Origin of the sequence: Methylocaldum szegediense (assembly GCF_949769195.1) — a bacterium.
GTDB lineage: Bacteria > Pseudomonadota > Gammaproteobacteria > Methylococcales > Methylococcaceae > Methylocaldum > Methylocaldum szegediense.
Genome location: NZ_OX458333.1, coordinates 1,995,209 through 2,008,438, shown reverse-complemented (window position 1 = coordinate 2,008,438; position 13,230 = coordinate 1,995,209). Strand labels below are relative to the sequence as shown.

General features: G+C 56.9%; 8 protein-coding genes. 4 read left to right on the top strand and 4 right to left on the bottom strand.

Annotation, left to right across the window (positions count from 1 at the left end):
* Positions 1–330: 330 nt before the first annotated feature.
* On the top strand, positions 331–633 hold the full coding sequence (locus tag QEN43_RS08500; RefSeq protein WP_026611842.1) for a DUF5658 family protein: 303 nt from the start codon (positions 331–333) through the stop codon (positions 631–633).
* A 304-nt stretch (positions 634–937) separates the two neighbouring features.
* On the opposite strand, the gene QEN43_RS08495 is transcribed toward QEN43_RS08500, so the two are convergent.
* The 3 genes from QEN43_RS08495 to QEN43_RS08485 form a co-directional block, all read right to left on the bottom strand.
* Positions 938–4,651: a PAS domain S-box protein gene (locus tag QEN43_RS08495; protein ID WP_162144353.1), complete on the bottom strand. Its 3,714-nt coding sequence runs from the start codon at positions 4,649–4,651 to the stop codon at positions 938–940.
* A gap of 962 nt (positions 4,652–5,613) precedes the next feature.
* Positions 5,614–6,189, bottom strand: a complete 576-nt coding sequence (gene rpoE, locus QEN43_RS08490; protein WP_036269266.1) for an RNA polymerase sigma factor RpoE — start codon at positions 6,187–6,189, stop codon at positions 5,614–5,616.
* A gap of 681 nt (positions 6,190–6,870) precedes the next feature.
* A complete protein-coding gene (locus tag QEN43_RS08485) occupies positions 6,871–8,484 on the bottom strand; it encodes a lytic transglycosylase domain-containing protein (RefSeq protein WP_162144354.1) in 1,614 nt (537 codons plus the stop codon).
* Between the two features lie 298 nt (positions 8,485–8,782).
* On the opposite strand from QEN43_RS08485, the gene QEN43_RS08480 reads away from it, so the two are divergent.
* Positions 8,783–9,424: a hypothetical protein gene (locus tag QEN43_RS08480; RefSeq protein WP_202901190.1), complete on the top strand. Its 642-nt coding sequence runs from the start codon at positions 8,783–8,785 to the stop codon at positions 9,422–9,424.
* 105 nt (positions 9,425–9,529) lie between these two features.
* The gene (locus QEN43_RS08475; RefSeq protein ID WP_162144355.1) at positions 9,530–10,501 is read left to right on the top strand and encodes a polyprenyl synthetase family protein; all 972 of its coding nucleotides are present in this window, start codon (positions 9,530–9,532) and stop codon (positions 10,499–10,501) included.
* Positions 10,502–10,504: 3 nt separating this feature from the next.
* Here QEN43_RS08475 and QEN43_RS08470 read toward each other — a convergent pair whose 3' ends face one another.
* Positions 10,505–11,206, bottom strand: coding sequence for a class I SAM-dependent methyltransferase (locus tag QEN43_RS08470; RefSeq protein ID WP_026611845.1), 702 nt, complete (start codon positions 11,204–11,206; stop codon positions 10,505–10,507).
* A 328-nt stretch (positions 11,207–11,534) separates the two neighbouring features.
* Here QEN43_RS08470 and QEN43_RS08465 point away from each other — a divergent pair, with 328 nt between their 5' ends.
* On the top strand, positions 11,535–13,157 hold the full coding sequence (locus QEN43_RS08465) for a DHA2 family efflux MFS transporter permease subunit (RefSeq protein WP_084162354.1): 1,623 nt from the start codon (positions 11,535–11,537) through the stop codon (positions 13,155–13,157).
* The last annotated feature ends 73 nt before the right edge of the window (positions 13,158–13,230 follow it).

The following is a 13,230-nucleotide window of genomic DNA, read 5'->3' as shown; positions in this document are numbered from 1 at the left end:
GTTTCATGCATCTGCTATGCTTTAATTTGAAACCCGTATTTCGATCATCCCGTCTTAGCGAAAGCGCTGTCGCGATCATGCGACGGCAAAGCAGGAGAAATGCGGGGTGGCGTCGACGGAAGGGAGACTCGCGACGCACGATGCGTTTTCTCGCCATGAACTCGTTCCGCCTGCGGACTGCGATTGCATTATCCTAGATAGAAACGGTCGAAGGTTATAACGCCTTTTATTTTCCACCTCCGGTAACGACGATCTCGCGCCGCCGGACGTTCTTTAATGCGCGCTGATGCCGAGGACCAGCATCCCGTGTCAAAACTTTGGAGCCGTTGAATGTATGCTTTACTGATTATTCTTTTCGGACTTTTGCAAGTCGCGGATGGAATTGTGACCTATTTGGGGTTGAGCTCTTCCGGCCTGGAAGAAGTGAACCCCGTTCTAAACTTCTGTGCCGGGCTGGTCGGACTCGGGTATTCAATTTTCGCGATTAAGGCGGCGGGTCTAGCATTCATCGCGTTTTTGTTCATGGACAGGCATAAGATGAAAAGCCGCTGGATCAAGGCGACCTTGACTTCGGCTGTCGCTTTTTACAGCTGGGTCGTGACCAATAACGTGATTTTAGTTATCGAGTCCTAGGTTCGAGTGCGGCCCGGGGGGAGCCACCTACGCTATGCCCGCGCGATTCGACCAGGCATTTCCCTTGATGTCTCTAACGCCCTGAGCCCCGAACTGCGTTCAACTAGATTTCAATTTGTGTAGGTGAGTTAGGAGCCTATCCCACTAGGCTTGAGAAACCGTTCGAAAGTCCTGCTTCGTATGGAGCCGAGGGCAGGCCCAACATCGGTGGGTTTTGCTTTGCTCTAACCATCCTACGACCTACGATGAACACTCGAATGCCCGAATGGCATAAGGGTTCGAGGCGTTTTGTGCCGCTCTACGCTCAAACGGTTCGCGCGCTCGCTTCGATTTCTGATTTGCCGTCATCGAGCGGCAGGCGCACGATGAATTCGGCGCCTTTGCCGGGTCCATCGCTCTTGACTTCCACGCAGCCGCCGTGCAGTTCGGCGATTTTCCGCACAATGGTCAGTCCGAGACCAAGTCCGCCTTGGGCGCGGTCCAGGGTCCTTTCCGATTGAGTAAATACGTCGAAAAGGTGCGGCAGCAACGCTCTCGGAATGCCTTCACCGTTATCGCGCACCGAAATCATCACTTCGTTTCCCGTGTAGTCTGCGTCGAGCCGGATCGCGCCACCTCGAGGGGTATATTTGTTGGCATTGTCCAGCAAGTTGGCGATCATCTGCGTCAAGCGCACCGGATCGGCTTGGCAGTACAGCGGATGGCTCGGCAAGTTCACAGTCAAAAAATGTCCGCGCGCATCGATTTGCGGTTTTGCAGCCTCCGCCGTTTGCTGAAGCAGCGCGGTGAGGTTGACGAGCGTTTTCTGGAGTTTCAATTTGCCCTGAACGATCCTAGAGACGTCCAAAAGATCGTCCACCAGCCGGGCCAGGTGATCGACCTGTCGGTTGATCACGTCCTGCGCCCACTGCATTCTCGGATTCGGCGGAGCGAGCTTACGGATCAGATGCGCCGCATTGCGGATGGGGGCTAGAGGATTCCTCAGCTCGTGGCCCAGCATGGCGATGAATTCGTTCTTGCGAAGATCGGCCTCTTTGAGCCTCGCCTCGGTTCGTGCGCGTTCGATGATATCCGCGGTCTGGCGTGCCAACAGGTCGAGCAGGCGAAATGCGCGTTCATCCGGCCAGTGCGGGGTTTCGTAATAGGTCGAAAGGACGCCCAGCGGTCGGCCGCCTCGGCAGAGCAGAGGCGTGCAGTGGACCGCACGTACGCCCGCGGAGAGTATCGCGCGAAGCTTTAGCTGGTCCTGGAATAGTAAGCTTTGGGTGACGTCTTCCACGATCACTCGTTTTCCTTCTTCCGCAGCGGCGTCCCAGGGGCTGGGACCAGAGCGGGCGCTTTGCCAGAATTCGAGGAAATCCGGCCCGAAACCTCGCTGGGCAGCGGTTCGAAGCGACCCGGACACGGTGTCGACCAAATGAATCTGGCCGCGGTCGGCGCCCGTTATCGCTATCGCCGTTTCCACGATTTGCTCCAGCACCGAGGGCAGCCCGTCCTCGCGTATGAATAGCGCGCCGATGGCCCGCAGTTTCGTCATCGCCTCAAGGTCGGCCGCCAGGCGATCGTTCGCCGCCGCCACGGCTTGCTGGGCCTGTTTGCGTTCGGTGATATCGTGGCTAACTGTTGCAAACCCCGCCGGTTCGCCGTTCGCATCCCGGATGACAAAAACATTGGAAAGCATCCAGAGTGTTGCGCCTGTCTTGAAATGACGGAACCGTATTTCCACTTTAGCGCGGCCTTCACGCAGTACGCGCGGGAAGAGTTCTTCATAAACGAATTTTTGGTCTTCGGGAAAGAGGAACTCTTTCACTGACGTCCGCCGCGCCTCTTGCAGGTTCTCCAGCCCAACCAGGCGCAGGCCGGCATCGTTGACGTAGAACGTGTGGAAGTCCGGGTCACACATGCCGATGAACTCGGAACTCTGATCGGCAAGGGATACGAATTTCTGGTGCTCGAGCTCGATTTGCTTGCGTTCAGTGATGTCCAGGAAAGTCGCCGTGGCGCCCCGTACACGTCCCATTGTGTCATGGAGCGGCGCAGCGGTGCAGAGAACGTACCGGCGTGTACCGTCGGCGCGGATAATTTCGAGCTCCATATCCTCGATGATTTCGCCGGACTTCAACACGCGACGCATAGGCAACTCCTGATAGGGAACTTCCTGTCCGTTTTTAAAGAAGCGGAAAGGAGCGACGCCGTTCGGGACCGATGTGACGGACAAGTTGCTCCCTTCGGGCACGCCGAGCAGTTGGTATGCTTGGGCGTTGCCGATAACCAGTCGGCACTCGGGGTCACGAGCGACGCAGATCGCCACGCGCGCCGTCTGCATGATCGCCTGCATCTGGCTGTTGGCCGCGAGCGCCTGAGCTTCACTGGCGCGCAGAGCATCCTCGGTCCGCACGAGATCGTGGATGTCGGTGAGTGAACCGGTCCAGCGGAGGATTTTTCCATCGGCATTTCGATCCGGCTGTGCGCGGGCGATGAACCAACGATACGAGCCATCGCGCGACCTCAGGCGATACTGGCTTTCGAACGGCGATCCCGCCTGGGCCGCATTGTTCCAGCGCGCCTTCACCTTCGCGAGATCATCAGGGTGCAACGCCGACAGCCATCCCTGCCCAGCGCTCTCCTCGGGGGAGAGTCCCGTGTAGGCGCACCATTGCTCGCTCGCGAAAGCGTTGTTGCCTTCTGCGTCGCTCTCCAAGATCAGGCTAGGAACGGCTTGCACAATGGAACGGAAGCGTGCTTCACTCTCCTGCAGTGACCGTTGGTCGAGAACTCGCTGCATGGCTATCGCCACCTGGTTGGTGACCGATTTCATCAGATCGAATTCCTCGACAGTGAAAGAAGGACGGGTCCTGGCGCCGAATGAGAGGGATCCGATGACGCGTCCTTGTACTAGCAGGGGATGGCAGGCGTGAGTTTGAATCCCAAAGGATCTGACGCGGCTCGTGCACGGCGCGCCGCCATACAGAAAGGGTTCGCCGTGAACGATGATAGGGCAGCGGTCGGTCGCGCAGCAACCGAGCTGCTGGATATCGCGGATCTCGTCGGGCAATAGGCCAGCACTGGCATTCAGGCGAAATCGTTCTTCGCTGTCATCGAGCAAGAAGTTGAAGAAGCAGTCGCAGCCGAGTTGCGCCATCACAGCGTGGCAAAGGTCTTCAATGACTTTCTGAGGTTCGTCGGTCGCCAACAGGCGTGCGGAGGCTTCGGCCAACAATTTGAACCGTCGCTTGCTTGCCGCCACGGTGTGTTCGGTCCGTTTGCGCTCGGTGATGTCGATGTTGCTGCCCGCAATATGAACCGGGCGGCCTTCCTGGTCGTACCGAATCGCAGCTCGCAGTTCGATCCATCGGACGGCGCCGTCATTCCGACGGGTGATTCGGAATTCGGCGCTGAAGTCGGACGCCCGCCGCTCGAACGCTGATGCAATTCCCGATTTCAAAATTTTTCGATCATCCGGGTGTGCCAATTTCAGCCAGGATTTGAAGGAGGGTTTGAAGTCTTCCGGCGCGATGCCGAAAATCTGATACCACTGCCGCGATACGCGGTAGCAGCCGTGTTCATTCAAATTGGCTTCGAAACTGGCGACTTGGACGGTCTGCTGAGACCAGCCGAGAATCTGGTCGTGTTCGAGCAGCGAGGTTTCGAAAGGCTGCCGCTCCAGGATCGCTTTGAATGCCCGTTGCTCGGCTTTGCGCTGGTGTGAAATGCCAAAGCTCAGCAGCGCGCCTACCGCGGAAAGGAATATCAGTTCAATGGAAATGGCGGGGTTTGGGAAATTGATCGGGGCGCTAGGGAAAGCCAAGAGCGCGAAGCTTGTCGCTCCGCTCAAGGCAGTGGCCGTGAGCCCCGCCCTGATTCCGCCGTACCATGCCGCGAGCATCACGGCGACCAGGAACAGGGACAAGGGCGGTGAGCTGAGCACTAGCTTCAATACCAATGTGACCACGGCAGCGCAGACCGTTGCCCCGATCGCAACCGAATATCCGCTCCTCAGCAATCGCTTAACGCCCACTCGGTAGACCCTCGTATTCACATCAAGGCGTGGACATGGCGATCGGTCGCACCCTGGGAATCGTCGAAAGGGATGAAAGTGCTATCACTATGAGGCAAGCCGTCCGGTCGGCGGTGGTCCGTTCGCGCGGTGAAGACAGCTTGGCTGAACGGACGCGACGGACTGGGGTATACAGGGGCGCTCGGCTCTGCGGAGACGTCATCGTGATCGCGGCCAAACGTACAAGGTTGGATAACTGGACCAGCCGAACTCCTCCTCCTGACGAACTTCTGGCTGGGCTTTAACCAAAGCCTTAATGATTAATAAAATAAATGTCTGGTCCAGTTATCCTGAAACATCCCTGTTCCTGCGCTTTCCTAGTCCATTCGCTACGTCCTGGGTCCTACCGAACGATTATTGGTTCGGACTCGAATCCGGTTAAGCCACCGACTTGCCGTAGAGCGATTCGGGGGTGCTGCCACACTCGAGTGACGGCCATTTAAGCGTCTTGTTTCCGATAGGAACATTCGCAAGTCTACGTATGGACGGAGATGTGTCACTAGACCAAGTTCGGAGCGGATCGTGCGCCAATAGGGATTTTTGCGTATTTCCTGAAAAACCGCTGTGCGGTTGAATGACGTCAACTTAGCAAACGCCAGGTCGGTTTCTCCGAGGTGGCGGTTGCCGAGTATCGATCAGGGATGGTTCGATCGGGATTGGCGAAGGGAACGAGAATGCCGCTTGGTAAGGGACGTTCCGGGAGTAATGATGACCGGATGCCGGTGTCGGATCACCCAGGGAGGCAAAGGATATTGCCGAAACAATGGATGTTTGGATCCGGTCATCACGATTCCCTCTCGACGTCGGTGCGGCACTCCTTCTGTTTTTCCCCGTTGCTAACCTAAGCGGGCGGCACTCCTTGGCTTTTGGCCAGCAAGGCTAAGGGGTTTTCCGCTATTATCCCTGCTGGATCGCGTAGGACCTCAATGCAGGTATTCGATTTGCTTGTCGAGGAATTCTCGCGCACGGAAGATCCGCGAGCGGACCGTGCCGACCGGACACTGCATGACCTGGGCGATTTCGTCATAGCTCAGACCGTCGAATTCTCGTAATTGAATGGCAGTCCTGAGCTCGCCCGGAAGTTTCTCGAGCGCCTGTTGAATAGTCACGGCGAGTTCATCGGTCAAAGCCAACCCTTCCGGCGTCTCCTGATCTTTCAATCGGACGGCAGACTCGAACTGCTCGGCTTCTTCGACATCGAGTTCGTCCTCCGACGGACGACGTAAGCGCATCGCCAGGTGATTCTTGGCGGTGTTGATGGCTATCCTGTAGAGCCAGGTATAAAAGGCGCTGTCTCCGCGAAACCTCGGCAACGCGAGGTAAGCCTTGACGAAGGCTTCCTGGGCGACATCCCAGGATTCGTGAGGGTCTTTGATGTAGCGGCCTATCAGTTGCAGGAGCTTGCCCTGATATTTGTGCACCAGCCGATCAAAAGCGCTTCGGTCGCCCTGTTGAACTCTGTGCACCAATTCCTGATCGTCGACACGAACTGTAGCCATAATAAGATCCTCCTTGTAAAAATCGTGTCAGATCCCATAACGGCTTCGGGCAGCGAGTTCATTACATCCAGTCTGTCCAAGAAACCATCCTATTACGCAGTTCCGTCGATTTGCATCGTTATTGTTTTTTTGTTCTTCGAGCCATACGAATGCAGCCGCACGACAAAAGCTCATACAAAGGAGAGCATCTTGTTGTTATCAGCGACTTACACCAGCCGTTCGGTGTTCCGACATTAATAAGAATTGATTTATGGTCTAATTAAACCGGTACAGTGCGGCGCCCAAAAGTCGTAAGACTTCGCACGGAAATCTACGGATTATTAATCCAATCTTATAGATAGGCGAGGTTAATCCGGGACAGGGATGCTCCGACGCGGCGACAAGCTGTGTAAGCCCAGGCCGGGCGTGTACCGACCTGGATGGAGGCCCGTAAAAGGGAGGAGGGCATTTGCAGGCCTGAACGATAAATCCAACGTTACGGTTATCGTTTTATCGATTGGCGTTCGACCCATCGGCTCGACGAGCGCTCCGCCTCGGGAGGAAGCGCCTGTCGCGAACGAAGCTCCCGAGGCGCTTGTCCATTGACGAGCTGAGTAAGCGGTCGTCGAGGCCAAAGGGTGGAGCGGTCTCTGATTCCTTTCATCGTGAGTTACCAGAGAAAACCGTCGAGCGGTGTGACCGTCAGCTGGAACTGAGCGGAATCCGGAGCTTTTGCCCTGGGCGGAGCACCGTTCGCTTGGTGATGGCATTGATCGTCAGCAGTTTACGGAGTCCAACGCCGTACTTTGCAGCGATCACACGCGGCGATTCGCCCCGGCGAACGGTGTGTATTCGAATTGCTTGTTTCGGCGACTGTTTGGATTTTGCTTTCAGTCCGGAATTGGCTGTTTTTGCCGCGGTTTTTCTGTGCGCGGACGTTCTTACGATATCCGAGGGTGGCACTGGTGCCGGGGCGACCAGCAAACGTGGTCGTACGCTCACCGACTCTTCCGTGAAATCACTCAACCCGGCCGTGATGATGCGTCCATCGGTCTCGCTCGCTTGTGGCGTCTGGTCTGGCAGTAGGTCACCGCCGGCCATCAGAACCGGTTCCCCATAATCTGAGAATCCCGAGGCGCTTGCTAAGGTCCCGCGCGGTAGCCAAACGTCAATGCCCGCGGGAAGCAAAGTGTGACCTTTGATCGCAGTCGTTGTCCACGCCGGGTTGAGCGCGGCCAACGTGTCCCGTTCCACCCCGTGAGCTGTGGCCAGATGGGTGACAGACACGGGGCGGGTCAGACGGAGGAGATCGTGTCTGAGTGGCGGTTCGAAGGACACGCCTTCCGGAAAATAGTCCGGCAAGTTCTGGATGATCGACCGTACGGCGAGGAATTCGGCATAAAAATTCCGCGACGCGAAACCGAAAGCCGGTCCCTGATAATAACGGACGATTCGGCCGAGATCCGGGCCGAATTCCCGGCTCGCCCGTACCATACCGCCTATGCCGTGATTGTACGAGGTGATGGCCAAGCCCCAGTCGCCGAGTACGTCATAGGCGTGAGCGAGGTAGCGAGCGGCGCCACGTGCGGCGAACACCGGGTCAAAACGTTCGTCGACAGCCCGGCTCAGATGCAGGCATCGGCGGGCCGTCGAGCGCATGAACTGCCACATGCCGACGGCTCCAGCAGTCGACTGGGCATGGTTCACGAAGGATGATTCGACGTGGGGAAGTAAAGCGAGGTCTTCGGGCAGATGGGCCTCGCGGAATATCCGGCGGAATAGGCGGTCATAACGGCCGCTGATTTCGAGTCCCCTTAGAAAACGCTCCCGGAGACCGCGCTGGCTGCGCACCCGCTGGCTCGCTCCATAAATCGCGCCTTCGCCGGCATGGGCAACCAGAAGATCAAACAGCCGCTGCTGGGAATCGCTCAACGGAGCGCCGAAGCGCACTCGCTCCTCCAACTCCTGAAGCTCATCCTTGAGCGCATTGACGTACCATTCCACGGACGATTTTTGCTCCGGCGTCAAACCGTTGCCGTCGACGTCCGGAAGCTTGATGACGTCGTAAACGACTCCCAAATGAACATTGTCGTGGAGCGCAAATTGATTCAGACGCCACACCCCGAAGACCTGACGCCAGAATTGCACCGCATCCTGCAAACCCGGCGGTTCGGCAAACGGGGAGTCAACCTGTTTCGGCGCTTCATCCGGATAACGATAACCTAAGGGAACGTTATCTGCGTCGGCGGACCCGGCAAAAAACACCGCCAGGACGGCGAATGTCATCCAAGTACAAAATGTGATTCCCGGTTTCATGCGATCGATCTCCATCCGTTGGAAATAGTCGTGCGCGCACGACGAAAGGGACGTCTGTGCCGTTTTGTTGGGGTCTAAGGAAGATGGTGAACTGCCCCTGAAGTAAGTATCTCTCCGTAACCGGCTCGCGGCAAGCGGTTCAAGCGGCACCTTTCGGATACCAGCGCCGAACGGCTATCATCCACCCGAACCAAGAGGAGGATGCACCTTGACGCCTGATCATTCAGCGAAGCCGGACAGGGGGTCAGAATGGTTCGTTCCTCAGTACGGATCTCCGAAATTCCGGAGGGCGATAGGCTTGCTTTTCCTCCCCTACACCGCGATGGTCATGTCCTATTCGGTGATCGGATCCATGCTGGCCGTCGATGTCCACTGGGACCGCGTGGCAGCCATTGCCGTCATTTATTTTCTGGGGCTAGGCATTGGTGCCCATGCCTTGGACGCGTTGGGAAGCAAGTCGGATCAACCTTGGGGCAATGCATTCGGTAAGCGTTCTCTGTGGCTTATGGCGGGGGGCGCGCTGGCAGCGGCCTATCTGATTGGGGCCTACTATATTGTGCGTTTCGTGCCGAATCTGGTTGTTATTGCGCTGGTCGAGGGATTCTTCGTTTTCGCCTACAACCTGGAATGGTTTGACGGGCGCTATCATACCGACGGGTGGTTCGCGTTTTCCTGGGGATTTTTGCCGGTTTTGGCGGGCTATGTGATGCAAACCAACACCGTCTCCATCGCCGCGCTTCTCATGGGTTTGGCCATGGCTTTGTTCAGCCTCGTCGAGATCAAGGCGTCGCGTCCCTACAAGGAGCTCAAGCGGCGCGGTCCGGATCTGACAGGGGCCGAGTGGGACCAGATGCTGCGTTTCGAGACGATCTTGAAGAGCATCAGTCTCGGAGTGATCGCATTGGGCACAGGACTCTTGCTGTTTCGCCTATTGGGTTAAAGCCGTTCTTCTTTTTTCGATACGGGGCGAATCGTGCCTCGGGTCCGATCCAAGTTCATAGAGTCTTTTGAACGGTGTTCCCCAATTCTGAAAAGGATGCCCGGCGTGAATGGATTCAAGGAGTATTGCTCAAGGCGCAAGCCGATTCTGAGTCAAGCCGTCGATCGGACCTTGCGAGAACTTTTTCAGGACCTGCACGTTCCTCCTGATGAGACCTTTCGGAGCCTGTTTCAGGATGGAAAACTGATCCGAGGTTCCTTGGTGTGTCTGGTGAACGAAAGCCTCGGAGGGGACCTGTCATCCGCGATTCAGAGATCCGTGGCGGTGGAAATGATTCACGGGGCCACGTTGATCCATGACGATTTCGTGGATCAGGACCGGACCCGGCGGGGCAAACCCGCTGCGTGGACTATAACGGGCGCACGGCGGGCAGTGCTCCTGGGAGATGTCATCTTTGCGTCCGCCATCGAGATGATGAGCGATCTGAGCGCGGATGACGGCTTGGCAGTATCGCGCGCCATCGCTCGAATCGCCAAGGGCGCATTCCAGGAGCCTATCGATGCGTCGGAGCTGAATCGCCGCCTCGGTGCCGAGGCCCTGTCCGACACACTTTACGATGCGATCGTCGACCTCAAGACCGGTGTGCTTTTTGGGGTCGCCTGCGAGTTGGGAGCCATCGCCGCGGGTGCTAGCGCGGATGTCAGAAAGGCGTTCCATCGTTACGGTCTATTGATCGGCGAAGCTTACCAGATCGCGGACGACCTGCAGGAAATCGAACATCATTTGTCGAACGGCACCGTCTGCGCCGGCGATTTGGCTGCTCTCGCGCCGGCACTGGTTCGCTTCGGCGCGAATCCGCAATCGGCGATCGCGCCGCTACTGGCGGTAGAACGTTCGGTGCTGTCGCCGGCTTTGTCGAAGTGTTTAGCGGAGATGCGGCGGCGCATGGCGCAGGAGTTAGAAAGGCGTCTTAAACTGGCACGCCTTGAAGTTGCTGGACTTGTGGCCGGTCCCCGCGAGAGAGCAATGATTCACGAGGCTCCGAGGGAGCTTATCGCGATGTTTAACGAAGCTTGAGCGTCAATCCGCGGATTTCGTCGCTGTCACCAATGCCGAAGCGCCACAGGTCAGCGTTTCCGTGCGCACGGGAGAAAAGCCGTTTTCCTGTAAGACTTCTGGAAGTTCCGTCAGCCACGTGGTCTGTCTGAGAAAGCAGGGCAGTTCGTCGAAAACCGTTTTCCATTCCGGGAAGAACTTTGGTCCCACAGTTTGCAGGATTTGGAGGTAAAACGCCCAGAAGCGGGCGAACCAGGGATCTTTGGGACAGGCGAAGTCGTGCATCACGAGCAGGCCCCCGGGGCGGAGCATGGCTTTGGCGTTTCGGATCAAACTTCGAAGCTCTGCGTATTTGGCGAGATATGAGGAGGTAATGCAGTCGACGGGGCCGTCGACGCGGACGTCTTCGGCTTTCCCGAGCAAAAAGTCCACATTTTTGAGTCTCAACGCACGGGCTTTTTCCTTGGCGATATTCAGGTATTCGTCCCGCAGTTCCACGCCTGTCACCCGGCACGAGGGAAAACGGCGAGCGATCTTGAACGTCAGAATGCCGGTCCCGCAGGCTTGGTCGACGATGTACGAAGCGTCTTTGGGGATCGCGTCCACGATTCTTTTTTTCCACCAAACATCGCAACCCAGGGTAAAAAGCTTTACGACAGTGTCGTAGCTAGCGCCGGTGCCGGCGAAAAACCGATGAGCCAAGACTGTTCCGGGGTGGGTATCCATGCGACCGACTCCTTAAGCCACCAAGCGCAATCGTTCTCGAAGCCGAGGCTAACACGCGCGTTTTCGGAAAAGAAGAGATTCGCCGCTCGGGTTTCGAAACAAACCTCGCTTGGGAGTGGAGTGCTACGCTCGGCACCGGGACGAACTGTTTGCGCATCAAAAAGTTCCCGCTTATCCTAAACTGAACCGTTTAGTTTAGATTACGGCAGCTGTGATCATTCGCTTCATATTTAATCGAACATCCCCGCTTGTTTTCGTTCCCGGCCGAATTGGCGCGTTGATGCTCGATTCGACCACAGCGACCGAGAACAGAACTCGGTAGCAAACCATGGCGGCAAGTACAACAGAAAATCTCCGTCTCGACACCGGTGCCGCGGAAGTGCCGGAACTCGAGAGCCCAGAGAACCGGGAAAACGCACTTGGTCGGTCGGAATGGATAGGCTTTACCGGCATGATCTTCGGCGTTTTCATGGCCGTCCTCGATATTCAGATCGTCGCGAGTTCCTTGGAACAGATTCAGGCGGGCCTTTCGGCGACACGGGACGAGATCGGCTGGGTGCAAACCGCCTATCTGATTGCGGAGGTGGTGATCATCCCCTTGTCCGGATGGCTGGGACGGGCGTTGTCGACCCGTTATTTGTTCGTCCTCGCCTGCGGCGGTTTTACGTTGATGAGCTTTCTCTGTGCGCTCGCCTGGAACCTGCCCTCGATGGTGGTGTTCCGTGCTTTACAGGGATTGTTCGGCGGGGCCATGATCCCCTCGATTTTCGCAGTGATCTATACCTTGTTTCCGCCGCGCCTGCAGCCGGCGATCACGATACTTGTAGGACTGGTGGTTACCGTCGCGCCTACCGCCGGCCCGGTGTTCGGCGGCTATCTCACCGAAACGGTTTCCTGGAAGGCACTGTTTCTGATCAATCTTCTTCCCGGGGTGCTGGTCTGCCTAACGACCTGGCTGTTCCTGCGGATCGATGAGCCAGAATGGGATCTGCTGAACCGGATCGACTTCCGCGGCATTCTGTACATCGTCGTTTTCCTTGGCAGCCTGCAATTCGTGCTCGAAGAAGGGGCCAGGAAAGATTGGTTCGAAAGCGGCGAGATTGTGTTTTTCGCGGGTTTGGCTGCAGTCAGCAGCATCGCCATGTTCTACCGGGAACTCACGATTGACCATCCAATCGTCGATCTGCGTGCCTTTTGCAACCGCAATTTCGCTGTCGGCTGCACATTCAGCTTTATCCTGGGGCTAGGGCTTTACACCATGATTTATCTGATCCCGGTGTACCTAGCCGGAGTCAAGGGGCTCAACAGTCTGCAGATCGGTCAATACATCATGGTGACGGGACTGTTTCAACTGGTGTCCGCCTTTGTTGCCGGTCCTTTGGCCAAAGTATTGGATTCGCGCTTGATGCTGGCCAGCGGACTGGCGCTCTACGGAACTGGCGCCTGGATGAACGGCAGTTTGACCGCCGAATCCGGCTATTGGGAATTTTTCTGGCCGCAAGCCGTAGAAGGTTTCGCTCTGATGTTCTGTTTCTTGCCGATCAGCGGCCTAGCCCTCGGTACCCTGCCGCCGGAGGCGGTGAAGAATGCCAGCGGGCTGTTCAATTTGATGCGCAACTTGGGCGGGGCGATCGGTATCGCCGTCGCCAGTTCCCTGAAAATTCGTTATATCAAAGAACATTACGCGGCATTACGGGAATCCGTCACGGCTGGTTCGCACGAAGCCGAAACCTTGATCGCCAATCTACAGGCGCAAATGGCCGGGTTTCCCTTGCAGGACAATGAAAAAGCGGCGCTCAAGCAGTTTTTCGGCTGGGTGGTACGAGAAGCCGAGGTCATGGCCGCCAACGATTTGTTCCGGCTGCTGGCGGTTATCTTTTTCGCATCCCTAGTGCTGATGCCTCTGGTCAATAAAGTATCGACGGACCAAGGGGCTGGCGGAGGACATTAAGGGTGCTCCGAACAGATAGATTCCTTTCCACCTTTCCACAATCTCAGGAGAACGTTCGACAAGCCTGGCTTGA